Raw genomic sequence first — 24,986 nt, forward strand, 5'->3', positions numbered from 1 at the left:
CGCGAAACACAGCCGAGTGTGGGCTCGGCTCTACAGAAGCAGGTCAGCGTCCAGCGCCTTGCGCAGGGCGGCCACGGTGGCGGTGCTGGTCTGGCACCAGTCCGGGTCCAGGCCGCACAGGACGGGGTTCTGGAACTGCATGGCCGAGCGTCGCAGGGCCTTGGCCGAGGCATGCAGTTCTCTGCAGCCGGTCTGCCGGGCCACGCCGGCGATGTTGGACGGGCCCAGCCCGGCACCGGGCATCACGCTGATGCGGCCCGCCGCCTGGGCAACCAGTGAGGCCAGGACGTTGCTGCCGGCTTCGGCACTGACTTGGCCCCCCGATGTCAGCACGCGCTGACAACCCAGCCCGATCACCTGTTCCAGCGCTGCAGGAAGATCGCGGGTGGCATCAAACGCGCGATGGAAGGTCACCTGCAGCGGCCCGGCGGCCTGCACCAGCTCGCGGCACAGCGCCAGATCGATGTCACCCCGCGCATCGAGCGCACCGACCACCACGCCATCGCAGCCCAGTGCCCGGCACTGCGCGATGTCGCGCAGCATCAGCTCGGTTTCCAGCGCGTCGTAATGGAAATCGCCCGCCCGTGGTCGCATCAGCACGAACAGCGGAATCTGCAGGCGCTCGCGGGCGATGGCAATGCTGGCAAACGACGGCGTGGTGCCGCCCTCGGCCAGGTTGTCGAACAGTTCAATGCGGTCGGCGCCCCCGGCCTGCGCGGCCAGCGCCGAGGCCACCGAGTTGCTGGCGATCTCCAACCCCAGGCGCGCGCTCACGTCTGCGTGCTCGGGTAGATCGACGGCGAATCGCGCTGGTCGTCCTGGCGCTGTGCATCACATACCGCATAGACAAAGCCGCGATGCAGCGCATAGGCACCCACGTCGCCCTGCTTGTTCATCGCCAGGAAGCAGACCTGCAGCGTCCTGGTTGCCTCGGGGCGCTTGCGCACTACGCGGTCGATCGCCTCGCGGCAGGCCTGGGCCGGCGTGCGCCCTTGGCGCATCAGCTCGACCACCAGGAACGACGCCGCATTGCGGATCATCTCCTCGCCAACACCCGAGGCGGTGGCCGCACCCACGTCGTTGTCCACGTACAGGCCGGCACCGATGATCGGGCTGTCACCCACCCGCCCATGCAGCTTCCAGGCCATGCCGCTGGTGGTGCAGGCACCGGCGAGGTGGCCGTTGGTATCCAGCGCCAGTATGCCGATGGTGTCGTGGTTGTCGCTGTTGCCGGGGAGGCCGCGGCGTTCCGCATTGATCTGCGGCTGGTACTTTTCGGTCTTCAACCATTCGCGCCATGCCGCTTCTGCCTGCGGCGTGAGCAGGTGCTGGCGCTCGAAGCCCTGCTGCACCGCGAACTGCTGCGCGCCCTCGCCCACCAGCAGCACGTGCGGGCTGTTCTCCATCACTTTGCGCGCCACCGACACCGGATGCAGGATGTCCACCAGCGCAGCCACAGCACCACAGCGGCCATCGCCGTCCATGATGCTGGCATCCAGGCTCAGCACGCCGTCGCGATCAGGGTTGCCGCAATGGCCGACCGTCGGATTGCACAGCTCGCTCTCGGCCCAGCGTGCGCCGGCCTCGACCGCATCCAGCGCGCTGCCGCCCTCGGCCAGCATCTTCCACGCGGCCTGGTTGGCCTGCACGCCGAAATCCCAGGTTGAAACGACCTTCGCGCCGCCCTGCGTGCGGGCCTGCACACCCGGCATTGCCGCCATGCCTGCGGCCAATGCACCGGCCTGCAGGAACTGCCTTCGATCCACCATGTCCGCCTCCGTCGTCCCTTCCGCCGCTGGCAGGCTGCCGGCAGCCTTCTATCTGTTCATGCCGGCGCGCGTGCTGCGTGCCACACCGCTGCGCCCAGCACGCCCAGCTGGCCGTGTTCAACGCGCCACACCGGCACCTGGCGCAGCACGTCGGTCAGCACGCCCTTGTTGAGGAAGCGCTCGCGGAAGCGACCATCGGCAAGGAAATCCTGTACATGCGCGGAGATGCCCCCTGCCAGATAGACCGAACGTGCGCCCACGGCGATCGCTGCGTCACCAGCCAGGCTGCCCAGCCAGGCGCAGAACACCTGCAGGGTTTCCACTGCCAGCGCATCTTCGCCGCTGCGCGCCGCGCCGATCAGCGCTTCGGTACTGGTCCACTGCGGCGTGGCGCCGCGCAGTTCGCACAGGCAGGGATAGAGATTCATCAAGCCGCTGCCCGACAGCACGCGCTCGTTGTCCACGTGCGGCCAGCGCTGCAGCAGCATGGCCAGCACCTGCAGTTCCAGCGCGTTGCCGGCACCCAGTGCGGCGTGGCCCAGCTCGCTGGCCAGCACCGGCCGGTCGCCATCGGCAAAGCGCAGCGCAGCGCCCAGGCCGGTACCTGCGCCCAGCACCAGCGCCGGAAAAGCCTGTGCCGGATCGGCATCGCCGTTCAGCGGCACCAGGGTGTGGGCCTGCAGGTAGGGAATGGCCAGCGCCACCGCTTCGAAATCGTTGATCAGCTGCAGTTCCTGCAGGCCGGACTGGTCGCGCGTGGTGGACAGCGACACCGTCCACGGCAGGTTGGCATTGATCAGCACGTCGCCATCGAGCAGGCCGGCGATGGCCACCACCGCGGTGCGCACCGGCTGGCCCAGGCTGGCAGTGAAATCGGCCAGAATCGCGGCCAGGCTCGGGTGGTCCGCGCAGGCATAGGTGCGGTAACTGCCCAGGCGCGGCGTCTGCCCCGGTGCGGTTTCAGCCAGGGCCAGACGGGCGAAGGTACCGCCGACATCGGCCACCACCAGCGAACGGAGAACGCCACTGGCGGGCACGCCGGTGTGCAGAACGCCGCTACCGGCGGAATCGGGATGAACCGGGGACGCTGCTGCAACGTTCACGCTGGCCTGCTTGGATCGATTGAATCGACCCGATTCTCAGGCATTGGCGGCACTTTGCCAATCGCGGCGCCACCGCTGGAGCTGTCGCGCAGGCGCAGCGTTACATGCCTTCCTGCTCGGCCACCTGCACCCCGTCCACCAGCACGCGGAAACGCTGCGGGCGGAAACCGGCGAACAGCAGCGGGCGGGTACGCTCGACCAGGACCTGGTGGCCGGCGATGTGGCGCATCCACGACTGTACCAGCGAGAACGAAAACTGGGTGCCCGGGTGCAGCGGATGCTGTACCCAGACCTTCTCATCGGCACTCTGCAGGAACATCGCGCCGGTGAACCAGTGGCGGCTGAGGGTGACCGGCGTGGTGCCGGCCATGAAACGGATATCCATGCTGCGTCCTTTTGTGATGGGAACCGTCGTCCCGGCTCAGGGCTGCGCCGTCTGCAGGCTGTAGCGGGTGCTGGCGGTGAACACCGCACCATCAGGCTGTGTCGACCGCACGTCCACCTTGTGGCTGCCCACCTCGAGGTTGGTCGGCAGCGTGCCGCGCCACAGGTGCGGCGATGCAGTGGCCTCCGGCGAGCGGTCGTAGCCACGCAGGGTCTCGGCGGTATCGTCGGCCACGTTTTCCACCAGCAGACGCGGATCAGGCTGGCTGACCTGCTTCATCGGCTGCCAGGCGCCGCCATCGACGCGGTACTCGACCACGCTGCCGTCCTCACCCATGTAGACGTTGGCGTACACGCCCCACGCCGGGTACGCGCCCTGGCGCAGCACCTTGGGGGCATGCAGGCCGATCTGCTCGCTGGCCGGCGCACCGGCCACGCGGTACTGAAGGCGGTAGGTGCCGTTGCCGGCCACGTCCAGCAGCGCATAGCCCTTGGGCGTTCCGTCGCTCATGGTGCTGTCGGGCACGCCCGCAGCATTCTTCACGCCCGACCAGAACGCGCCGCAGTTGGCGCCGACATTGTATTCGTGCAGTGGCTTGTCACCCTGCCAGCCCTCCGGCCTGCCGTGGTAGACATGCTGCTGGGTGTGGCTGTGGCCACTGAGCACCAGCACGTTGCGGAAATCCTTCAACAGGTCGAACAGGCGCTGGCGGTCGGCGTGGCGGAACGTTTCGCGCCCGGGTGCCGCATCGAACAGCGGAATGTGCAAGCCCAGCACGAGAAGGCGGTCCTTGTGCAGGCCCTTCAGGTAGCTGGCAAGGAACACGAACTGGTCCTCGCGCAGGCCACCGACGTACTTCGGCCTGGCGTTGGGGTCGTAGACCACGTCATCGAGGAACACGAAGCTGGCGCCGCCCTCTTCCACCGCGTAGGTATCAGGCCCGTAGATGTTGCGCCAGCTGTCCAGCGAGTGGTCATCGTTGGCCGCGTCGGCATCCAGGTCGTGGTTGCCCGGTACATGGAACCACGGCACGCCCAGCGCGGTGGTGACCTTGTTGATGGCCGGATACAGGCTCAGATCGTCGTTGACGATGTCGCCCAGGGTGGTACCCAGGCGCGCCTTGGTCTGGCCCACCAGCGGTGCCACGATGGACTGCTGGTAGTAGCCGATGTCCTTCAGGCTGGCCGTCTGCGAATCGGTGAAGACCAGCATCTGGAAGCCACGGCGACTGTCATGGCGGTCAGGCTGCAGGGCGAAATCCCAGCCACGGCCGGCGTCACCGGTGGCGGCGATGCCGCCGTACCTGAGTGCCGGCGAACCACTGGGGCGGTAATGCCGCCAGAACGCCGGCAGGCCATCGGCCGCCTTCGGGAACGCGTAGGCATCGGGCTTGATGACGAACACAGTCTGCCCGTCGCGCACCGGCAGGCTGTAGCTGCCGTCGGCGGCGGTCTTGACGATGGTTTCGCCGTTGGAGACCTGCACTCCGGCCAGGCCGGGATCAGTCGCACCGCGGCCGGGCCTGCCGTCACGTTCGAGGTAGACCTTGCCACTGACCACCGTATCGGCGGCCCAGGCCGGCGACGTCAGCAACAGGCAGCACAGCCAGGCGGCGGGCAGTTTCATGGGGGCGGTCCGGGAAAGAAAGACCGCCCATTGTAGGTGCGGACCGTTGGTCCGCACACCTTGTTCAACGGTGGCGCATTTCCAGCACATCGCGGGCGTCCTGCAGCGACAGCCCGCGTGCGCGCAGCAGCACCAGCAGGTGATACAGCAGATCGGCGGACTCGCCCAGCAGGGCCGCATCATCCTGGGCGACGGCCGCCAGCGCGGTCTCCACGCCCTCCTCGCCCACCTTCTGCGCAATGCGGCGGATACCGCCTTCGAACAGCGACGTGGTGTAGCTGCCGGGGGGGCGCTGCGCCTCACGCACGGCCACCAGCTGGCCCAGCCCACCCAGGAAATCCTTCGGCGCACCGTCGAAGCAGCTCTCGGCACCAGTATGGCAGGTCGGACCGGCGGGCCGCGCCAGCACCAGTACGGTGTCGGCATCGCAATCCACGCTGATCGACTGCACCGCCAGCACGTGGCCGGACTGCTCGCCCTTGGTCCACAGGCGCTGCTTGCTGCGGCTGTAGAACGTCATGTGCCCGGTCACCTGGGTGATGTGCAGCGACTCGGCGTTGACATAGCCCAGCATCAGCACCTGCAGGGTGTCGGCATCCTGCACCACGGCCGGCAGCAGGCCATCGCCCTTTGCCCAGTCCAGCGATTCCAGCGCCTGCGGCGACGGGCGTACTTCAATAGACATCTCGAACCTCGATCTGCTGTTCGCGCAGGTAGCGCTTCAAATCGGCAATGGCGATGGCACCGCTGTGGAACACGCTGGCGGCCAGCGCCCCGTCCACATCGGCCTGGTCGAAGGCCTGGAAAAAATGTTCCATTGCACCGGCACCGCCAGAGGCGATGAGCGGCACGTTGCACACGTCGCGCGCCTGGCGCAGCTGCTGCACATCGTAGCCACGGCGCACACCATCGCTGTCCATGCAGTTCAGCACGATCTCGCCGGCACCGCGGTGCTGCGCTTCGATGATCCAGTCCAACGTGCGCAGCGGCACCGCCTGGGTCTTGCCGGGATCACCGGTAAAACGGCGCACCCGCCACTGACCATCCTCCTCGCGCACCGAATCGACGCCCACCACCACGCACTGCACGCCGAATTCCTCGGCCAGCTCGGTGATCAGTTCGGGGCGGCCCAGCGCGGGCGAATTGATCGACACCTTGTCCGCACCGGCAAACAGCACCCGGCGCGCGGTCTCGACGCTGTCGATGCCACCGGCGACGCAGAACGGAATATCGATCAACCGGGCGATGCGCTCTATCCAGGCCACGTCCACGGAACGGGCCTCGGGGCTGGCACCGATGTCATAGAACACCAGCTCGTCGGCGCCCTGGTCGCGATAGCGCTGGGCCAACTCCGCAATGTCGCCCATGTCGACGTGGTCGCGGAAGCGTATGCCCTTGACCACGCGGCCATCGCGTACATCCAGGCAAGGGATGATGCGGCGGCTCAACATGCCAGTGCCTCGCCCAGGTCCATGCGCTGCTCCAGCAGCGCCTTGCCAAGGATGGCACCGCCGCAGCCGGCCGCACGCGCTCCGGCCACATCGGCCACGTTGCGGATGCCGCCGGAGGCCTGCACCGCCACGCCCGGCAGCAAGGCCGACAGATGCGTGTACAGGCTGATGTTGGGGCCGGCCAGCATGCCGTCGCGGGCAATGTCGGTGCACAGCAGGTGACGCATGCCGGCGCGCGCATAGCGCTGGGCCAGGTTGTCCAAGGTTACGCCGGCATTCTCGGTCCAGCCGTGCACCGGCAGTTGCCACTGGCCCCGTACGTCCTGGCGGGCATCGAGGGCGATGGTGATGCGTCCGGCACCGAATTCATCCAGCCAGCCCAGTACTTCGTCCGGGCGGCGCACAGCCAGCGAGCCGACCACCACGCGGTTGGCACCGGCATCCAGGATGCGCGCCACATCATCACGGCCGCGTACACCGCCGCCGGTCTGCACCTGCAGCGGGGTGTGCTGGCGGATCGACGCCAGCAACGGCGCCAGGGTGTAGCCACCGGCACGGGCGGCATCAAGGTCCACCAGGTGCATCCACTGCGCGCCCTGCGCGGCGAAGGCCTGCGCGCGCGGCAGCGGGTCGTCGCCGTAGGAGGTTTCCTGCGCGTAATCGCCCTGGCGCAGCCGCACCACGCGGCCTTCGCGGATATCCAGTGCGGGGTAGACGGTGAAACTCATGCAGCAGTGCCCTCGAGGAAATTGCGCAGCATCAGCGAGCCGGTATCGCCGGAACGCTCGGGATGGAACTGGGCGCCGAAGCAGCGCCCTTGTTCGATCACGGCGGTGAACAGGCCACCGTGGTCGCAGGCCGCTACGGTGTGGGTGTTCAACGGTGCGGCATAGCTGTGCACGAAATAGGCACTGGAACGGTCCGGCACGCCTTGCAGCAGCAGCGACGGGCGCAGCGTCAGCAGCCGGTTCCAACCCATGTGCGGCACGCGGATGCCACAGGCCGGTACCAGCTTGCGGACCACGCCGGGAATCAGGCCCAAGGTGTCCACACCCGCTTCTTCCGAGCGCTCGAACAGCAGCTGCATGCCCAGGCAGATGCCCATCAGCGGCACTTCCAGCCGCCGCAGTGGCTCAACCAGCCCCTGCGCATGCAGGCGCTGCATGCCCGGTGCCGCAGCGCCGACGCCGGGCAGGATCACCCGCTGTACGCCGACCAGGCCGTCAGCATCGCGCACCAGCCGCACGGTGGCGCCCAGCCGTTCCAGCGCATAGCGCACCGAACCGAGGTTGGCACCGCCGGCATCGATCAGGGCAACCTCGCTCACAGCGCCCCCTTGGTGGTCGGCAGCGCGGTGCCCTGACGGGCCAGTGCCGGGCGCAATGCACGGGCCAGCGCCTTGAAGCAGGCTTCCACCTTGTGGTGGTCGTTGTCGCCGCGCACCTGCAGGTTCAGGTTCAGGCCGCCGGCATCGCACAGCGAACGGAAGAAGTGCGGCACCAGCTCGGTTGGCATATCGCCCACCCGCTCGCGCTTGAACTCGCCTTCGAACACGAAATACGGGCGCCCGCTGAAATCCAGCGCAGCACTGGCCAGGGTCTCATCCATCGGCAGGGTGAAGCCGTAGCGGCCGATGCCGCGCTTGTCACCCAGCGCCTCGCGCAGCGCCTGGCCCAGGGCAAGGCCAGTGTCTTCGATGGTGTGGTGCTCATCGATGTGCAGGTCACCCTCGGCCTGGATGTCCAGGACGAAGCCACCGTGCTTGCCGATCTGCTCCAGCATGTGATCGAAGAACGGCAGACCGGTGGAGATCTGCGAATCGCCTGCACGGTCCAGGTCCAGTTCAACGCGGATCTTCGTCTCTTTCGTGTTGCGCTGGACCACGGCGGTGCGCGGTGCATCTGCCAGCACGTGGGCAATGCCCGGCCAGTCCCACTCGCCACCAAACTGCTCGGTACGCAGCTGGAAACCACGGATGTTGAGGTTCTGGGCGAACTGCAGGTCGGTGATGCGGTCGCCGACCATGCCCGAACGCGCCCAGTCGATGCTGCGGTCCTGCAGGTAGGCCGTCATCAGCCCGATGCCCGGCTTGCGCGTGGGCGCATTGTCCTGCGGCCAGCTGCAGTCGATCAGCACGTCGCGGAACACGATGCCCTGGCTTTCGAAGATCTGCAGCATCAGGTCGTTGGGACCATCGAAGCTGGCGCGCGGGTAGCCCTCGCTGCCCAGGCCGTCCTGGTTGCTGACGATGACGAACTGGTAGCCAGCGTCACGCAGTTTCAGCAGCGCCGGAATCACCTGCGGCACGAAGCGCAGCTTTTCGTAGGCATCGATCTGGAAATCGGCGGGCTCTTCGATGAGAGTGCCGTCGCGGTCGATGAACAGGATGGGCGTCATGCAGCAGCCCTCCGGGCCGACAGGGCCGCAAGTACGCGGTCGTTTTCTTCGGGCCTGCCGATGCTGATGCGCAATGCATCGCCCAGCTGCGGCGCGGCACGCTGGTCACGCACCACTACACCAGCGGCCAGCAGCGCATCGAACGCAGCCTGTGCATCGGCAAACCGGACCAGCAGATAGTTACCGGATGAACGGTACACGCGGCGCACGCCGGGCAGATCGGGCAGCGCGGCGAACAGGCGTTCGCGCTCGGCAATGACCATGGCCACCCGCTCGGCGGTGCGCGCCAGCGCGGCCGGCTGCAGCGCCTGCACGGCAAGCTCCGCACACGGGGTCGGCACCGGGTACGGCGCCTGGCAACGGCGCAGCACCGCGATCAGTTCCGGCGCGGCAATGAGCGTGCCGATACGGGCGGCGGCCAGCGCGTGCGCCTTGGACAGCGTGCGCAGCACGGCCAGATTGGCATGCGCGGACAGCAGCGTGGTCGCCGACGCGCGCTGGGCATACTCGACATAGGCCTCATCGACCACCACCAGCGCCTGGCCCCGCAGTGCGGTGGCCACGCGTTTGATATCGGCCAGTCCGATATCGCTGCCGGCCGGATTGGACGGCGCACAGAGGAAGACCAGCTTTGCGCCCTGCGCCTGTGCCGTGCGGATGATCGCGTCGAGATCGGCACCCAAGCCGTTCTCGCCCTCCACCAGCGGCACGTCGATCAACGGCGCACCCTGCAGGCGTGCGCAGACTGCATACATGCCGAACACCGGCGAGGTGACCAGCACGCCGTCGCGGCCGGGCACGCACAGGGCACGCACCAGCAGATCAATCGCCTCGTCGCTGCCACGGCCCACCAGCAGCTGCTGCGGCTGCACGCCGTACAGCGCTGCCAGGCCCTCGCGCAGCACCACCGGCTGCGGTTCGGGGTAGCGACGGCTGCTGCCGGCGCTGTCGGCGGGATTGGCCCAGGCCGATTCGTTGGCGTTCAACCAGACCTCGCCCTGCACCGCTGCACTGCGCGCCGAGCTGTAGCCTGCAAAGGCCTGCAGGTCCGGCCGCACCAGCGCCAGCACGTCATCGATAGCGGTGCTCATGCCACCGCCTCCATGCGCAGGGCCACCGCGCGTTCGTGCGCGTCCAGGCCTTCGGCACTGGCGATGATGCGCGCGCAGCCGCCAATGGCAGCCAGGCCGGCGGCGCTGGCGCTCTGCACGCTGATCAGGTTCTGGAAGCTGGCCACGCTGACGCCGCTGTAGGCGCGCGCGGCACCCGCGGTGGGCAGCACGTGGTTGGTGCCGCTGCAGTAATCGCCCAGTGCTTCCGGGGTGTAATCGCCGAGGAACACCGAACCGGCCGCCTGCACCTGGTCCAGCCAGTCACGCGGTTCGCGCACGGCCAGGATGAGGTGCTCGGGCGCGTAGCGGTTGCTGATCGCGAAGGCTTCATCCAGTGCATCCACCAGGATCAGGCGCGAGGCCGACAGGGCCTGGCGCGCGATGTCCTGCCGCGGCAGCAGCGCGACCTGGCGCTCCACTTCTGCTTCCACGGCGGCCAGCATCGCCGCATCATCGGTCAGCAGCAGCACCTGCGAATCAGGGCCGTGCTCGGCCTGCGATAGCAGGTCCGCCGCCACGAACGCCGGGTTGGCGCCCGCATCGGCAATCACCAGCACTTCTGAGGGGCCAGCCGGCATGTCGATGGCGGCCGCGCCATCCTGTGCAACCTGTTGCTTGGCCTCGGTGACGAAACTGTTGCCCGGCCCGAACAGCTTGTCGCACGCGGGAATGCTGGCCGTGCCATAGGCCATCGCGGCGATGGCTTGGGCACCGCCCAGCTTGAACACACGCTGCACGCCGGTCAGGCGCGCGGCCACCAGCACTGCCGGATCGGCCGTGCCATCAGCACGTGGTGGCGTGCACAGCACGACCTGCGGGCAGGCGGCCAGCTGTGCCGGTACGCCCAGCATCAATGCGGTGGACGGCAGCGGTGCAGTGCCCGCTGGTACGTACAGACCGACGCGGCCGATCGGGCGCAGCATGCGCTCGCAGACCACGCCAGGCGCGGTTTCCACCGCATAACCCTGCCCCATGCCGGCCTTGTGGAAGCGCGTGATGCGTTCGGCAGCGTCGACCATGGCCTGGCGCAGCTCGGCGGGAACGGCGGCTTCCGCCGCAGCGTACTCGGCTTCGCTCACTTCAAACGAAGACAGTTCGACGCGGTCGAAACGGGCGGTGATCGCGCGCAGCGCCTCATCGCCCTGCGCACGCACCTGTGCGATCAGCGCGGCCACGGCATCGCGGGTCTGCTGCGCCACGGTCTGCACCGGGCGGGTCAGCGCCGCGCTGCGAGCGGCTTCATCGAGGTTTGACCAGATCAGACGATTCATGCCAGCGATCGCTCCACGCTCAGGACCATCAAACCCTGTGCACCGGCACGCTCCAGTTCTTCCATGCGTTGCCAGGTCAGCGGACCGGGACACATGGTCTGCAGGCGCAGTGCACCGCCATCGGCAGGCAAACGCACCAGCGGCTCGGCATCGGCCAGCAGCTGGGCCAGTACATCCACGCGGTCTTCGCTGGCACGGAACATCAGCAGCTTGCGGTCCTGCTTCTGCACCACGCCATCCAGGCGCCGCAGCAGCATGCTGCGCAGCCCGGCCCGGGCGTCGTCAGGCACACGCACCGCACCGGCCAGCACTGCTTCGCTGTCCAGCAGGTTGTGCACCGGGGTCAGCTGGTTGGCGCGCAGGGTGGCGCCGCTGGAGACCAGATCGCAGATCAGGTCGGCGGTACCCAGGCGCGGGGCGATTTCCACCGAGCCGGAGAGTTCGACCACCTGTGCGTCCACGTCCTGCTCGGCCAGCCACTGCTTGAGGATGGCCGGGTAGCTGGTGGCGATGCGGGTCCCGGCCAGCTGCGCCGGGCCCTGCCACTGCCACTCCTCCGGCACGGCCAGCATCAGCCGGCACTGGCCGAAGCCCAGCCCGCGCAGGGCCTGGTAGGCTTCAGCCAGGCCGATCTGGCGGCGCGCGGCGGCCTGTTCGTCCAGTTCGTTGCGACCGACGATGCCGAGGTCGCAGACCCCGTCGGCAATCAGGCCGGGGATGTCGTCGTCGCGCACCAGCAGCAGATCCACCGGCAGCGATTCACCGTAGCAGAACAGCTTGTCGCGGCTTTCGCGCCAGCTCAGGCCACAGGCACTGAGCAGATTGCGGGCGGGTTCGGCCAGACGGCCGCTCTTCTGGATGGCGATACGCAGCCGGTCACGTGCCGGCGCTGCCTGGGTTGCACTCATGGGGGAGGTCTCGAAGTTCGGTACGGGGCGCGGATCAGCGCGAAGCAAGGCGGTCGACGGCGGCGGCATAGCCTCGATGACCATGCTCGAGCGTGCGCGCCACCCGTCCGGTGGTGGTCACGCTGACGCCGGTGCGCTCATGGATCTCGCGGTAGGGCACGCCCTGCTGCAGCAGGGGCACGACCTTCCAGCGGTCGGCCATGGCTTCCAGCTCGGCCGGGGTGCAGAGGTCGCGCAGGAAGGCGAGCACCTGCTCGGGTTCGCGCAGGGCGGCAAAGGCCTTGGCCAGGGACGCGAGGTCGGCCTGGGGGTCTTTGGCGGCAATGTCGGGGCGGGCTTTCACGGGGCGGAATTCTTGCATCAATGTAATAGCGCGCTAGTACATTAGCGCATTCTTGCGCAGTGCGTCAAATCGAGGATTGGGTGGGGGTGCTACAGGGCTGCGCCCTGCACCCGCTATGAGCCAGAGCAACAGCAAGAGCTGGTTTCCTGTGGGTGGGCGGGGCGGGTCCGGTGGCAGGGGACGCCGTTAACCCGTCCATGGGGGCTTGGTCGCGGCATCCATGCCGCTCACACCCCTGCCACCGGAGCCACCCCGCCTTCGACAGTTTCCTGCGAGCTGTTGGGACCTGCTGTTGGGATCTGCTGATGTTGGTGGGTGCCGACCGTTGGTCGGCACGGGGCCCGGAAACGAAAACGCCCACCGGGTGGTGGGCGTTTCGTTCAACCTCTGGGTGCTGCCCAGGGCCGTTACATCACCTTCGACTGCTCCAGCTCGACCTGCAGGGTGCTGGCCAGTTCGTCGCGGGACACTTCGAACTGCTGCTCGCGCACCAGATCCTTCACCGCGACAACGCCGCGGGCCAGCTCGTCTTCACCCGCCAGCACCACGAAGCGGATGCCGGCCTTGGCCGCGTACTGGAACTGCTTGCCGATCTTCTTAGGCTCCATCTGCACTTCGGTATTGATGCCACCGCTGCGCAGGCGGCGGGCGATGTCCAGCGACTGCGCCATGCCCTGCTCGTCCATCAGCGCCACCAGCGCCTGCACACTGCTGGCTTCGATGCCGTCGATCAGGCCGGCTTCGCGCAGCTGCCAGAACAGGCGCGAAAGGCCGATGGAGATGCCCACGCCCGGCAGCTTGGACTTGCTGTAGTGGCTGGCCAGGTCTTCATAGCGGCCACCGGAACAGATCGAACCGATCTGCGGGTGATCGGTCAGCGTGGTCTCGTACACGGTGCCGGTGTAGTAATCCAGGCCGCGGGCGATGGAGAAGTTCAGGCAGTACGCCGATTCCGGCACGCCCAGCGCCTGCACCAGCTGCAGCACTTCGCGCAGCTCGGCCACACCGTCGCGCAGGGTCTCCGACGATGCGGCACTGGCTTCCAGCGCAGCCAGCTGCGCCAGCGCGTCCTGGTGGCCCTGGGAGCGCACAGCAACGAACGCCAGGATTTTCTCGACCTGTCCGGCCGGAATGTTGAAGCCCTCGCCCACCAGCGTCTCGCGCACGTAATCGGCGCCACGTTTGTCCAGCTTGTCCACTTCGCGCAGCACGGCCAGCTGGCGCTCGCCCTCGGCCACGCCCAGGCTTTCAAAGAAACCGCGCATCAGCTTGCGGTTGTTCAGCTGGATGCTGAAGGCACCGATGCGCAGTTCGGAGAACACCGCATGGATGACGGCCAGCACTTCGGCGTCATAGCGCACGCTCAGGCTGTCCTTGCCGATCACGTCGATATCGCACTGGTAGAACTCACGGAAACGCCCGCGCTGGGCGCGCTCGCCGCGGTACACACGCTGCATCTGGTAGCGGCGGAACGGGAACGTCAGCTCGTGCTCGTGTTCGGCCACGTAACGGGCCAGCGGCACGGTCAGGTCGAAGCGCAGTGCCATTTCCGGCAGCGAGCGGTCACCCGATTCGGCGGCATTGGCCAGCGCGCCGGTGGACTGCACGAAATACACCTGGCGCTCGGTCTCGCCGCCGGACTTGGTCAGCAGCACGTCGGACAGCTCGAACACCGGGGTTTCCACCGGCAGGAACCCGAAGCGCTCGTAGTTGCGGCGGATGACGTCCAGCATGCGCTGGAACGCAATCTGCTCGCGCGGCAACAGTTCAAGGGTGCCGGGCGGGGTACGGGGCTTGATCACGGGCGGAACTCCTGCAGGAACGGGAACGTGGGAGGGGGCGACATTCTAGCGCCCCGCATCGCCCAGGCGCCGACAAGGGGCCATCAGGCCGCATGAAGTATCATAAGGCCCTCCCCCGCCCGTGATACGCCCCCCGCACCATGTCCCGGCCTCCTGGCGCTCCGTCCGCCGCCCACGAATCCGCCGCGCCGTCCTGTACCACGCTGGACTGCCTGCACTGCTCGGTCCGCCACCTGGCGGTCTGCTCTGCGCTGTCACCCGATGAAGTACAGGCGCTGGAACAGGTGACGGTGCCGCAGCAGGTGGGCATGGGCAGCACCCTGGCCCGCACCGGCGAGGAACGGCAGCATGTCTACACGTTGACCGCCGGTGCGCTGCGCCTGGTGCGCACGCTTGCCGATGGCCGGCGCCAGATCTACGGCTTCGTCCTGCCCGGCGATTACCTGGGCCTGAGCGGCAGTGACCATCATCGCCACGATATCGAGGCCATCGCCGACAGCCGCGTCTGCCGCGTGAGCCTGCCGCAGATGAAGGCGCTGCGCGGCCGCTACCCGCACCTGGAGCGCAAGCTGCTGCAGCGCGCCTGCCAGGAACTGGATGCCGCGCAGGATGCCGCACTGTCCCTGGCCCGCCTGCAACCGGCGGAAAAGCTGGCCGACTTCCTGTTGCGCCTGGCCGCACGCGAGGCCCGGCTGGGTGGCGATGGCCTGCGCGTGTCGCTGCCGATGGGCCGCGGCGATATCGCCGACCACCTGGGCCTGACGATGGAAACGGTCAGCCGCACCTTCACCAAGCTGCGGCAGCAGGGCCTGATTGCCCTGCCGCATCTGAACGTGGTGGAAATCCTCAACGAGGAAGGGCTGCGCGAACTGGCGGGCGAAGGGTTGACCTGACCGCCGCTGTGCTCGCCGGGCATGGCCCGGCGCTACCCGTCCGATCTGCAACTGGTAGTGCCGGCCGCTGGCCGGCGATTCATCCACGCATGGCGTGGATCTACCGTCAGCGCAGCAACACCTCACGCAACGCGGCATAGTCGGCGGCCAGCGGCTCGGCATGTGCCGGACGCTGCAGCAGCGACTCCAGCGCCGGCGGCACGGCCACAGGCTCGCCGATCAACGGTTCCACCACCGCCTCGAACTTGGCCGGGTGCGCGGTGGACACCACCGCCCAGTCTCCCTTGGCCCCGCGCGCGCGCAGATCCTGCAGCACCTTTACCGCGGTGGCAGTGTGGGGGCAGAACACCTCTCCACTGCTGGCATGCGCACTGGCAATCGTCGCGCGGATGGTCACATCATCCACCGCGAACGCACGGAACGCGGCGCGCAGCTCGGCATCATCTCTGGCATACAGCCAGCGCAGGCGCTCGAAGTTGCTGGGTGCCCCCACATCCATCGCATTGGCCACCGTGGCCACGCTGGCCTGCGGCTGGTACGCACCACCGTTGAAGTACGCCGGCAGCACCGCATTGGCATTGGTCGCCAGCACGATCTGCCCGATCGGCACCCCCAGCGCGCGCGCGAGTACAGCTGCCATGGCGTTGCCAAGGTTTCCGGTCGGCACCACCAGGTTGAGACGACGCCGGGTTCGGTCGCGATGGGTCAGCGCCGCATGCGCGTAATAGCTCATCTGCGGCAGCAGCCGACCCAGGCTGATGCTGTTGGCCGAACTCAGCGGCACCTGCGCCTGCAGCGCGATATCGCCCAGCGCCTGTTTGACCATCGCCTGGCAGTCATCGAACGAGCCGGCCACCCGCAGCGCCTGGATGTTGTCGCCGAAGCATCCCAATTGATGCGCCTGGCGCGGTGAAACGCGGCCATCCGGATAGAGCACGACCACGCGCACGCCGGGTTGGCGATGGAAAGCGGCGGCCACGGCGGCGCCGGTATCGCCCGAGGTGGCCACGACGATGGTCAGATCACGCGCTTTGCCCGTCTGCAGGCGCGACAGCGTGCCGGCCAGGAAGCGCGCACCGATATCCTTGAAGGCGGCGGTCGGGCCGTGGAACAGTTCCAGCACATGGTCGCCGTCGCGACCGAGCGGGCGCAGCGGCACCGGGAAATTGAAGGCCTCGCGGCAGATGGCGGGCAGCGCGTCCTGCAGCGGGTCGCCTTCGAAGAACGGTGCCAGCAGCTCGGCAGCGGTGTCGGCCAGGGTGGCGCCCGCGTGCAGTTCGCGCGGCGCAGGCAGCACGTCGGGCACGTACAAGCCGCCATCGGGCGCCAGTCCGGCGGCAATGGCGGCACTGAGACCAGCAGCAGGTGCGTGGCCGCGCGTCGAAACAAATTGCATGGGGTGGGTATCCAGCAAGGGGGAAAGGTTCAGCACAGCTGCGCTCCCGGAGCATCCAGCGGCGAGACCCAGGCATCACTGTCGAAACCGGCCGCAGCGAAGGCCGCGCGCACCGGCGCCGCAGCGGCATGGGCCTGGCCGGCGTCTTCAAACCAGGCAAATACGCTGGGGCCGGCACCGGAAATGCCTGCACCCATCGCATTGGCGGCCAACGCGGCATCGCGGGCTGCATCGAAGCCAGCGATCAACGCGGCGCGGCGCGGCTCCACCAGCACATCACGCAGGCCGGCACGCACCAGCGCCGCGTCGCTGCGATGGCAGCCACTGAGCACCAGGGCGAGGTTGGCACTCTGCGCGACGAACTCGCCCAGCGCATAGCTGCCCTGCAGGGCCTGGCGCGCGCGCCGCGTTTCCAGCACCGCATGCGGATGCACCAGCAGGCTGTGCCAGGTGGCCGGCACCGGAATGGGCAACAGACGATCGGACGTGCACAGCGCCAGTCCACCCAGCAGCAGCGGCCCCACGTTGTCACCGTGCCGACCGCCGCTGGCCACCGCCTCGCCATCCAGCGCATGCCGATACAGCGCCTCGCGCGGCAGCGGCGTGTCCAGCAGTGCGTTGGCAGCTACCAGCGCAGCCACGCAGGAGGCCGCTGAACCGCCCATGCCTGAGCCGAACGGAATGCCCTTGTCGATCTCGATGGCAAAACCATGCGCAAGCCCGAGGCCTTCCCGCAGCGAGATCAATGCAGCCCCGGCGGTATTGCCCGGCGCATCCAGCGGCAGCTCGACCGCACTGCCACGGATGGCATCAATGCGGACGGTCGGTTCGTCAATGCGACGCACCGTCACCGTATCGCCGATACCGGCAATGGCATGGCCGAGAATATCGAAGCCCACCGCCACATTGGCGACCGAAGCGGGGGCAAACGCACGTGCAATCACAGCCGCGCTCCTTCGCCGGCCGCCACCCGCAGCAGATCGGCGAACACACCGGCGGCGGTGACTTCCGGCCCGGCGCCCGGGCCCTGCACCACCAGCGGGTTGTCGCAGTAACGGCGTGTACGGAACTGCACGACATTGTCGGTCAGGCGCAGGTTGGCGAAGGTGTGATCGGCAGGCAGCTCCTGCAGGCCCACCGAGGCGCCATCGGCACCGAGCGCGGCCACATAGCGCAGGACCGCGCCACGTGCCCGCGCATCCTGCAGACGCTGCAGCAGGCCGGCATCGGATTCACCCAGCCGGGCCATGAAGTCGTCCACGCTGCCGTCGCGCAGCAGCGCCGGCACCAGGCTTTCCACCTGCACCTGTTCCAGGCTCAATGCATGGCCGGCCTCCCGGGCGAGGATCACCAGCTTGCGGGCCACGTCCACGCCGGACAGGTCGTCGCGCGGATCGGGCTCGGTATAGCCCATCGAACGTGCCTGTGCGACCAGCTCGGAAAAGGGCTGGCTGCCATCGAAGCGGTTGAACAGCCACGCCAGCGTGCCGGAGAAGATGCCTTCCACCGCCAGCACCTCATCACCGGTGTCGACCAGGTCGCGCAGCGTGGTGATCACCGGCAGCCCGGCGCCCACCGTCGCCTCGTATCGGAAGCGTGCGCCACTGGCGGCCGCGGCAGCGCGGATGCGCTGGTAACGCGGCAGCGGGCCTGCACCGGCCTGTTTGTTCGGGGTGACCACATGGATGCCAGCGGCCAGCCACCCCTCGTAGCGCTCGGCAACGTCGGCGCTGCCGCTGCAATCGATCACGACTGCGTGCGGCAGGTGCGCAGCCAGCAGGTGTTCGGTGAAGGCGTCCAGGTCACTGGCCTGGCCATCGCCGTGCAGCGCCTGCCGCCAATCGGCGTGCAGAACGTCGGCTTCCAGGCGCATGCGCGAGCGCGAGGCCAGTGCACGCAGGCGCAGATCGACGTTGGCCTTGGCCAGCAGTTGCGGTCGCGCAGCGAGCAACTGGTCAAGCAGCGCCGCACCCACATTGCCCGGCCCGATCACGCCCACGGCAAAGGTCTGTGGCGACAGCCAGAAACCGGCGTGCGCCGCACGCAGGGCGCGCGTTGCATCAGCGCTGGCGATGGCCACCGAGATGTTGCGCTCCGACGAGCCCTGTGCAATCGCCAGGATGTTCACCTGTGCCCGGCCCAGGGCCTCGAACAGACGCGCGGCCACGCCAGGCTGGCCGGCCATGCCGTCACCCACCGCCGCCAGCACGCTGACCCCCTCGCCCACCTGCACCCGCTGCACCTGGCCCACAGCCAGTTCATGGGCGAAGGCGTGCAGCAGCGCCTCACGCCCGCGCGCGGCCTCACCGACCCGTACCACGCAGCAGATCGAGTGCTCGGAGGAACCCTGCGAGATCATCACCACCGATACCTGCGCCTGGCGCAGCGCCGAGAACACGCGCTCGGCCGTACCCGGCACGCCCATCAGGCCGGTGCCTTCCAGATTCAGCAGCGCCAGGTCGGGGCTCAGGGTCAGGCCTTTCACCGGTCCGCGCGGCGAGCGCTCGGCGCTGATGCGCGTGCCCGGATGCGCCGGATGGAAGGTGTTGCGGATGAAGATCGGCAGGCCGAGGCGGATGGCCGGCGACATCGTCTGCGGATGCACCACCTTGGCGCCAAAGTACGCCAGTTCGCAGGCCTCGTCGTAGCTCAGCGCGTCCAGTTGCACGGCTTCGGGGACCAGCCGCGGATCGGCCGACAACACGCCATCGACGTCGGTCCAGATATGCAGTTCGTCGGCGTTGAACAGCGCAGCGAAGATCGCGCCGGAATAGTCGCTGCCATTGCGGCCCAGCGTGGTGATGCGATCCTCACGGTCACGAGCGACAAAACCGGTGGCGACCACCCGCGGCTGCGGGTGCTGCAGGCGCCATTTGGCCAAGCGATCAGCACTGGCCTCCCAGTCCACGTCCACGCCCAGTTCGCCGTGGCCCACCACCAGCACGTCACGGGCATCGAGCACCGCGCACGCCTCGCCGAGCGCCTGCAGGTGCATGCCCAGCAGCTGTGCGGAGAACACTTCGCCCAGCCCCTGCACGCGGTCCAGTACCTCGCGCGGCAGTTCACCAATCACGGCCAGCGCGCCCAGCACTTCGGCCAGGTGGTCGAAGCGCACGTCGATCCATTCCACGGTCTCGCCCACCTGCTCGCCGAGCAGGGCCACGGCTGCGCCGCGATGGCGCGCGCGCAGCGCGTGCCAGGCCTCGCGCCAGCCCGCATCGCCCCTCGCCGCCAGCTGCGCCAGTTCGATGAGCGCATCGGTGACGCCCTTCATCGCCGAAACGACGGTGACCTGCAGCGACTCGGGCCGGGCCAAGAGCAGGCCGGCCACATGCCGGTAGCGTTCGGCATTGGCCACCGACGTGCCGCCGAACTTGTGGACGACGGTGGACGGCGCGGCCAGATCGACCGGGGCAGCAGGATGGGCGGGGGCGTGGGAAGACATGCAGACCTCGGTAGGAGGCCCCGTCGCATGCAGGTGGAGGGTTTCCCCGTCACCTGGATGGTGCGGGGCCGTTGTTTTCGGGAGTTACACGAAGACGACGGGCCGCACCAGGGCAGTGGTGGCGGTGGTGGTAATAATGGTGGTGATGGCGACCGGCGCAGTCGACCCGTCCGCGCATGCGGGGGCAGTCAGGTTGGCGAGGGCGGCATCGAAGACCATGGCGCACAGAAAACACCGTACGCCGGGCGGCTGTCAAGTGCTGCGATGCAAAAATCTCCTGCGCCGATCATCGCCCAACGTGCCGTTATATGGTTGCAATTGAGACAAAGAACGCATCAGCACGCTTGAGGCCGGCAATCAGCCGGCATGTTCGGCGATCGCGCGCGGGGCGCGGTGGGCGTGCGCGCACAGCAGCACACCCGCCACGAGGAAGACAATCGCCAGCGCCTCCAGCAGGCTTGGCCAACGCCACTGCCACGCGAACGCGTACAGCAGCGCAAACAGCGTTTCGAACACGATCATCTGCCCGGTCAGGGTCAACGGCAGCAGGCGGCTTGCGCGGTTCCAGAACGCGTTGCCGATGATCGAAGCGACGACTGCAACGCCAGCACTGACTGCCCAGAACAGGCTCCACTGCGCCGGCGTGTGGCCGGTGCTCTGCCCGATGAAAGCCAGCGGCACCAGCAGCAGCGACAATCCACCCGTGGTCACCCCGGTCAGCAGCGACCAGTCATGGCTGGAGATATCGGTACGCCGGGCCAGCCAACGGCTGTTGCCCACCGAATAGAGCGCCCACGACAACAACGCACCAAACGCACACAGCAGGCCGATCAGGCGCTGCCGCCAGGGCGTAACCAAGTGCTCGGACATCAACGATTCCCAGCCGACCAGGGCGACCCCCAGCACGCAGAGCCCCAATGCCGGCAGCAGTGTCTTCAGCGGCACCGCGCCCTCCTCGCGCACCCCCACAAGCGTAACCACCACCGGGATGAGACCCACGATGAGCGAGGCCGCCGCACCGCCAGCCCCCTGCACCGCCGTGGCCAGCAGCAGGAAGTACACCAGGTTGCCGGCCAGGCTGAGCCACAACAGGCCGAACCATTCCGCACGCCCCAGCGTCGGCGCCAGCCGCTTCCAGCGCGGCAGCAGCAGTAGCACGGCAATCAAGCCGTAAACCAGATAGCGGCCTGCGGACAACTGCAGCGCATTGAAGGAATGCAGCACGGCGGGCGCGAGGAAGACCACGCCCCAGAGCGCACCCGCGGCAACGCCATTGGCGATGCCCAGGGCCATCGGATTGTTGCGCATGTCACGGAGTTCGGCAGAGCAGGCCCCGCAGTGTAGGCGCCTGTACTCGCAACGTCTTGACCTGGAATACTGCCCTGCCCTGGCGTTTTGCTTCTGTAGAGCCGAGCCCATGCTCGGCTGAATTCCACAGGCGCGACCACAGGCAGCCGAGCATGGGCTCGGCTCTACAAAGGCGACGCAAAAGCCAGTCGAGCAGGCTCGACGCTACGAAGGCGACTCGCCTCGCCGCCAGGCGGTGGGGGTCAGGCCGGTTTCGCGGCGCAGTGCGCGGGTCAGGGCACTCTGTTCGGAATACCCTGCGGCCAGCGCGATATCGCTGATCGGCGCCGCACTGGTCAGCAGTGCATGCTTTGCCCAGCGCAGCCGGCTGGCACTGAGCCAGGCATGCGGACTCAGCCCGAACTCCCGCTGGAACACGGCATGCAGCCGGCTCCCGCTGACACCGGCAAAGGCCGCCATGCGCGCCACCGGCCACGCCTGGCCGGGCGCGGCCTGCAGCAACGCGCACAGCCCCTGCAGGCGCGCACCGCTGCCTGCCGGGGCGAACAACCGCAGCAACTGCGGCAGCAGCTGGGGAACGCTACCCGTAACCTGCACCTGGGCCAGCTGCTGCCGCAGCCCCAGTGGCAGGTGGAGCCAGCGCTGACGGCTCAGGTGTTCGTGGGTAAGGTCATCGAGCACGCCGGGGCCACAATCAACGATCACGAAACCATTCGGCCCGCGCGCCACCTGATCGTGCGCCTCACCTGCGGCGACGAATGCACCCTGCAGCAGGTCCAGCCGGCCACCACGCCCTTCCAGCTCGAACTGCAGCTCCCCCTGCAGCGGCAGCACCCACTGTGCGTAGTCATGGCGGTCCAGGCCGGTGGCCTGGCCGTAGTGCCGCAGATGGAAGATGGCGCCCATCTGCGAAGTGTGCGCGCGCAGCCAGCGGCCCGCAACGCGGTCATCAAGGTGGACGTGGCGCGTGCTAACTTCGGGGAAGGTTCACCCCGCATGGATTGCATGATGAATGTCCGACCGCTGCTCCTCGCGCTGGCCTTTGCCAGCTTCACCGCGACCACGCTGCACGCGCAGGAAGCGCGAACGCCACCGGCGCCGGACTGCCTGGATGCGCGCGATGTGCAGCAGGTGGAACAGAACACGCCCGGCGCCATCGCTGTCGCCGACAGCCAGGGGCGCGCCTTCCGCATTGAATTCACCACCGCCTGCCCCGGCGTCAATGAAGCCGACACCCTCAGGCTGGAAGCACCCCGAGGCTGGGCCTGCGGCCAGCCGGGTGAGCGGGTGGTGGTCGACGGTCGCAGCTGCCCGGTCAGCACGGTCACATTGATCGACGCCCGTAGTTTCGCCACCATCGCCCGCGAAAGCAGCCGTCAGTATGCGGCCACCCTGCCCGGCGTTACCGTAACCGCTAAGGGCCGGGGGCGCCGCAGCAGCGACGCCCGGCATACCTTCCAGACCTCGTCCGCCGTCTGCTTCGCTACCCGCAACGTGCGCGGCTGGAGTGAAAGCCCGGAAGGCGTGGTGGTGGAAACCAACCCACGCCGCAATGGCGGCCACCGCTACTACCATGTGGAACTGGCCAGCAGCTGCTCGATCCTGGCCGGCTCAACCGACGTGGAATTCCAATCCGGCCTGCAGAACGGCCTGATCTGCGGCAATCCCCGCGACCGCATTGTCATGGTGCCTTCAGCAATCGAAGGGGACGGGCGCAGCCATACCCCAGGCTTCGCCCGCCCAGGCTGCGACATCCTGGCGGTCTATCCGAAGGACGACTCGCGCGGGCCCTAACCGTCGGTACCGAGGAAGGCGAAGGGCTTGCTCGGCACGAAGTGGGACAGCGCATCACCGGAGAAGGTGTTGCGCTGGTCCGGCCCCAGATCCAGCCTGAGCACCTGCCCGCCAAAGTCGACCTTGTTGAGGTCGACCCAGAAGGTGTTGGGCGTCAATGCCGATTCAAAGAAGTACAGCCGGCGCTTGTGGTCGGCCACCGTGCGCCAGCGCGTGGAGGAGATGTTCGGCTCGCCCGGCGTGGTGATGCCGAAGGGCACCGACACGTTGCGGATGACACTGAACACACTGGCCAGCGCCTCCACCGGATCTTCCGACTTGGGAATGGCATTGATATAGAACGACGCACGCGCGAAACGGTCAGCCGAGCGATTGGTCCCGGGCAGCATCACCGTGCCACCGATCTGCTTCCAGTATGCGTTCAACGCCAACTGCTGCTCGAAGATGGGCGAGTTGGTCATCACCTGGTAGCGGCGGTCGTGGTGGATGACCTGGCGGCCGCCGATGTACTCGATGATGGCGCTGTCGCCACTCGCATCGGACATCGACAGGTGCAGGGTGGCCTGGCGGTCCTCGCCGGGCACCTTTTCGGTGACGATGGAGAACGGCTCCTTCTCCAGCGCGGCCACCGCTTCGGCCACGCTGCCGAAGTTGTCCAGTACGTACTGGGCCCACAGCGAGATCGCCAGTCCGGGCTTGTTGCCGCGCTGCTGCGGATACTCCGATTCGACGAGCCACAGCAGGTTGGCGGCCAGGCCCTTTTCGTTCATGCCGTCAGTGGTGGACACGTCGTAGCCGGTGGCGACCACGCTGCCGTAGCGCGCCGTCCATTTCGCCGATTTCGGCCCGGCCTGGCCGGTACGCTCGATGCCACGCGGCAGGACATACAGGTTGGTGGCAACGTCCACTTTCCAGTCCATGGAACGGGCAGTGATCACATCGCCGTTGTCACCCAGATAGACCGCGCGCGTGCACGCCCACGCCGGTGCGACTGCCGCAGCCAGCGCCATGGCCAGCGCCGCCCCGCCCTGCCAGTTCATCCGCTTCATACCGTGCTCCTTCCCCCTGAAAGCCCCGATCTGAAACCTGCACTGGTGAAGCCCGGGTGAAATCTCAGCCCCGCCAGCGGTCGTGCAGCCAGAAGCCGAGGAGCATGGAGGGCACGAACCAGAGCGCTTCGCGCGAACCCACGGCCAGCCCCGCCAGTGCCGGGCCGGGACAATAGCCCGCCCAACCCCAGCCGATGCCGAACAGCGCTGCACCGAGCAGCAACCGGCGATCAATACCCTGCGTGGCGGGCAGCTGGAAACCAGCGGCATACCATGGATGCGCACGGCGCAGTACCCAGCGTTGGCCGACCGCACTGACCATCACTGCAGCGGCGAGTACCCATGCCAGTGTTGGATCGAAAGCGCCGGCAACGTCAAGGAAACCCAGTACCCTCCGCGGGTCGGTCATTCCGGCCAGCGCAAGTCCTGCGCCGAACAACCCGCCTGCGGCAGCGGCCGCCCAGGTTGCGCGACTCACCCCTGCGCTCCCAGCACGTGGCGCGCGACGAACGTGGTGGCCACCGCACAGGCCATGAAGACCAGTACCGCCACCAGCGAACGACGCGAACCGCGCGCCATGCCGCACACCCCATGGCCACTGGTGCAACCGTTACCCAGGCGCGTCCCGACGCCGACCAGCAGCCCCGCCCCGATCAGCTGCCAGGCCGGCAGCATGTCGCGGATCAGAACGCGCGGCGCCTGCCCCGGCCCTGCCTGCCACCACAACACCAGGCCTGCAGCGACCAGCACGCCGACCAGGAAGGCCCCGCGCCAGGAGCGATCACCGCGACTGGACTGCAGCGCGCCCGCAGCGATGCCACTGATGCCGGCCACGCGCCCGGTTGCAGCCAACAGCACCACAGCAGCCAACCCTATGAGGCCGCCCCCGGCCAGCGCGGCCCACGGCAGGCTCATACCCCACCCTTGTCAGAAC

At 68.0% G+C, this 24,986-nt stretch carries 26 protein-coding genes; 2 read left to right on the forward strand and 24 right to left on the reverse strand.

Going from position 1 to position 24,986, the window contains the following annotated elements; all coding sequences use genetic code 11:
- Positions 1–30: 30 nt before the first annotated feature.
- The 15 genes from ACQKDV_RS01130 to hisS all read right to left on the reverse strand — a co-directional run bounded on the left by ACQKDV_RS01130 (position 31) and on the right by hisS (position 14,167).
- Complete coding sequence (locus ACQKDV_RS01130; RefSeq protein ID WP_427781955.1) at positions 31–774, reverse strand: copper homeostasis protein CutC; 744 nt, start codon at positions 772–774, stop codon at positions 31–33.
- Entirely contained in the window at positions 771–1,769 is a 999-nt protein-coding gene (locus tag ACQKDV_RS01135) for a N(4)-(beta-N-acetylglucosaminyl)-L-asparaginase (RefSeq protein ID WP_427781956.1), read from the reverse strand. Before ACQKDV_RS01135 ends, ACQKDV_RS01130 begins: the two co-directional genes overlap by 4 nt.
- 56 nt (positions 1,770–1,825) lie before the next feature.
- Positions 1,826–2,872 (reverse strand): glucokinase, encoded by a 1,047-nt coding sequence (locus ACQKDV_RS01140; RefSeq protein ID WP_427781957.1) that lies wholly within the window; start codon positions 2,870–2,872, stop codon positions 1,826–1,828.
- A 100-nt stretch (positions 2,873–2,972) separates the two neighbouring features.
- Positions 2,973–3,257, reverse strand: coding sequence for a hypothetical protein (locus ACQKDV_RS01145; protein ID WP_313442674.1), 285 nt, complete (start codon positions 3,255–3,257; stop codon positions 2,973–2,975).
- A gap of 36 nt (positions 3,258–3,293) precedes the next feature.
- The gene (locus ACQKDV_RS01150; protein ID WP_427781958.1) at positions 3,294–4,883 is read right to left on the reverse strand and encodes a calcineurin-like phosphoesterase C-terminal domain-containing protein; all 1,590 of its coding nucleotides are present in this window, start codon (positions 4,881–4,883) and stop codon (positions 3,294–3,296) included.
- A 64-nt stretch (positions 4,884–4,947) separates the two neighbouring features.
- Positions 4,948–5,568 carry a bifunctional phosphoribosyl-AMP cyclohydrolase/phosphoribosyl-ATP diphosphatase HisIE gene (hisIE, locus tag ACQKDV_RS01155; protein WP_427781959.1) on the reverse strand — a complete coding sequence of 207 codons (621 nt, stop codon included), beginning with the start codon at positions 5,566–5,568 and terminating at the stop codon, positions 4,948–4,950.
- Positions 5,558–6,334, reverse strand: a complete 777-nt coding sequence (gene hisF, locus ACQKDV_RS01160; RefSeq protein ID WP_427781960.1) for an imidazole glycerol phosphate synthase subunit HisF — start codon at positions 6,332–6,334, stop codon at positions 5,558–5,560. Before hisF ends, hisIE begins: the two co-directional genes overlap by 11 nt.
- The gene (gene hisA / locus ACQKDV_RS01165) at positions 6,328–7,062 is read right to left on the reverse strand and encodes a 1-(5-phosphoribosyl)-5-[(5-phosphoribosylamino)methylideneamino]imidazole-4-carboxamide isomerase (RefSeq protein ID WP_427781961.1); all 735 of its coding nucleotides are present in this window, start codon (positions 7,060–7,062) and stop codon (positions 6,328–6,330) included. The genes hisF and hisA overlap by 7 nt, the downstream gene beginning before the upstream one ends.
- Positions 7,059–7,661 (reverse strand): imidazole glycerol phosphate synthase subunit HisH, encoded by a 603-nt coding sequence (hisH, locus tag ACQKDV_RS01170; RefSeq protein ID WP_427781962.1) that lies wholly within the window; start codon positions 7,659–7,661, stop codon positions 7,059–7,061. Before hisH ends, hisA begins: the two co-directional genes overlap by 4 nt.
- Entirely contained in the window at positions 7,658–8,731 is a 1,074-nt protein-coding gene (gene hisB, locus ACQKDV_RS01175) for a bifunctional histidinol-phosphatase/imidazoleglycerol-phosphate dehydratase HisB (RefSeq protein ID WP_427781963.1), read from the reverse strand. Before hisB ends, hisH begins: the two co-directional genes overlap by 4 nt.
- Positions 8,728–9,822, reverse strand: coding sequence for a histidinol-phosphate transaminase (hisC, locus tag ACQKDV_RS01180; RefSeq protein ID WP_427781964.1), 1,095 nt, complete (start codon positions 9,820–9,822; stop codon positions 8,728–8,730). The genes hisB and hisC overlap by 4 nt, the downstream gene beginning before the upstream one ends.
- Positions 9,819–11,114, reverse strand: a complete 1,296-nt coding sequence (hisD, locus tag ACQKDV_RS01185) for a histidinol dehydrogenase (protein WP_427781965.1) — start codon at positions 11,112–11,114, stop codon at positions 9,819–9,821. The genes hisC and hisD overlap by 4 nt, the downstream gene beginning before the upstream one ends.
- Positions 11,111–12,022 carry an ATP phosphoribosyltransferase gene (hisG, locus tag ACQKDV_RS01190; protein WP_427781966.1) on the reverse strand — a complete coding sequence of 304 codons (912 nt, stop codon included), beginning with the start codon at positions 12,020–12,022 and terminating at the stop codon, positions 11,111–11,113. The genes hisD and hisG overlap by 4 nt, the downstream gene beginning before the upstream one ends.
- Before the next feature lie 34 nt (positions 12,023–12,056).
- A complete protein-coding gene (locus ACQKDV_RS01195; RefSeq protein ID WP_427781967.1) occupies positions 12,057–12,365 on the reverse strand; it encodes a YerC/YecD family TrpR-related protein in 309 nt (102 codons plus the stop codon).
- 407 nt (positions 12,366–12,772) lie between these two features.
- On the reverse strand, positions 12,773–14,167 hold the full coding sequence (gene hisS, locus ACQKDV_RS01200) for a histidine--tRNA ligase (protein ID WP_427781968.1): 1,395 nt from the start codon (positions 14,165–14,167) through the stop codon (positions 12,773–12,775).
- 140 nt (positions 14,168–14,307) lie between these two features.
- On the opposite strand from hisS, the gene ACQKDV_RS01205 reads away from it, so the two are divergent.
- Entirely contained in the window at positions 14,308–15,060 is a 753-nt protein-coding gene (locus ACQKDV_RS01205) for a Crp/Fnr family transcriptional regulator (RefSeq protein WP_427781969.1), read from the forward strand.
- 106 nt (positions 15,061–15,166) lie between these two features.
- Here the strand turns inward: ACQKDV_RS01205 and thrC are convergent, their stop codons facing one another.
- The 6 genes from thrC to ACQKDV_RS01235 all read right to left on the reverse strand — a co-directional run bounded on the left by thrC (position 15,167) and on the right by ACQKDV_RS01235 (position 22,115).
- Positions 15,167–16,456 (reverse strand): threonine synthase, encoded by a 1,290-nt coding sequence (gene thrC / locus ACQKDV_RS01210; RefSeq protein ID WP_427781970.1) that lies wholly within the window; start codon positions 16,454–16,456, stop codon positions 15,167–15,169.
- A 29-nt stretch (positions 16,457–16,485) separates the two neighbouring features.
- Positions 16,486–17,400 carry a homoserine kinase gene (locus ACQKDV_RS01215; protein ID WP_427781971.1) on the reverse strand — a complete coding sequence of 305 codons (915 nt, stop codon included), beginning with the start codon at positions 17,398–17,400 and terminating at the stop codon, positions 16,486–16,488.
- Positions 17,397–19,901, reverse strand: coding sequence for a bifunctional aspartate kinase/homoserine dehydrogenase I (gene thrA, locus ACQKDV_RS01220; RefSeq protein ID WP_427781972.1), 2,505 nt, complete (start codon positions 19,899–19,901; stop codon positions 17,397–17,399). The genes ACQKDV_RS01215 and thrA overlap by 4 nt, the downstream gene beginning before the upstream one ends.
- Positions 19,902–19,985: 84 nt before the next feature.
- Positions 19,986–20,120: a hypothetical protein gene (locus tag ACQKDV_RS01225; RefSeq protein WP_427781973.1), complete on the reverse strand. Its 135-nt coding sequence runs from the start codon at positions 20,118–20,120 to the stop codon at positions 19,986–19,988.
- A gap of 138 nt (positions 20,121–20,258) precedes the next feature.
- On the reverse strand, positions 20,259–21,209 hold the full coding sequence (locus ACQKDV_RS01230; RefSeq protein WP_427781974.1) for a DMT family transporter: 951 nt from the start codon (positions 21,207–21,209) through the stop codon (positions 20,259–20,261).
- 204 nt (positions 21,210–21,413) lie between these two features.
- Positions 21,414–22,115, reverse strand: coding sequence for a helix-turn-helix domain-containing protein (locus tag ACQKDV_RS01235; RefSeq protein WP_427781975.1), 702 nt, complete (start codon positions 22,113–22,115; stop codon positions 21,414–21,416).
- A 102-nt stretch (positions 22,116–22,217) separates the two neighbouring features.
- On the opposite strand from ACQKDV_RS01235, the gene ACQKDV_RS01240 reads away from it, so the two are divergent.
- The gene (locus ACQKDV_RS01240) at positions 22,218–23,003 is read left to right on the forward strand and encodes a DUF6491 family protein (protein ID WP_427781976.1); all 786 of its coding nucleotides are present in this window, start codon (positions 22,218–22,220) and stop codon (positions 23,001–23,003) included.
- On the opposite strand, the gene ACQKDV_RS01245 is transcribed toward ACQKDV_RS01240, so the two are convergent.
- The 3 genes from ACQKDV_RS01245 to ACQKDV_RS01255 form a co-directional block, all read right to left on the reverse strand.
- A complete protein-coding gene (locus ACQKDV_RS01245) occupies positions 23,000–24,052 on the reverse strand; it encodes a linear amide C-N hydrolase (RefSeq protein ID WP_427781977.1) in 1,053 nt (350 codons plus the stop codon). The two genes, ACQKDV_RS01240 and ACQKDV_RS01245, sit on opposite strands and share 4 nt — an antisense overlap.
- Before the next feature lie 64 nt (positions 24,053–24,116).
- Positions 24,117–24,530, reverse strand: a complete 414-nt coding sequence (locus tag ACQKDV_RS01250) for a DUF6691 family protein (RefSeq protein ID WP_427781978.1) — start codon at positions 24,528–24,530, stop codon at positions 24,117–24,119.
- On the reverse strand, positions 24,527–24,967 hold the full coding sequence (locus ACQKDV_RS01255) for a YeeE/YedE family protein (RefSeq protein ID WP_427781979.1): 441 nt from the start codon (positions 24,965–24,967) through the stop codon (positions 24,527–24,529). The genes ACQKDV_RS01250 and ACQKDV_RS01255 overlap by 4 nt, the downstream gene beginning before the upstream one ends.
- Between the last annotated feature and the right edge of the window lie 19 nt (positions 24,968–24,986).

Origin of the sequence: Stenotrophomonas sp. NPDC077659 (assembly GCF_050268705.1) — a bacterium.
Classification (GTDB): Bacteria; Pseudomonadota; Gammaproteobacteria; order Xanthomonadales; family Xanthomonadaceae; genus Stenotrophomonas.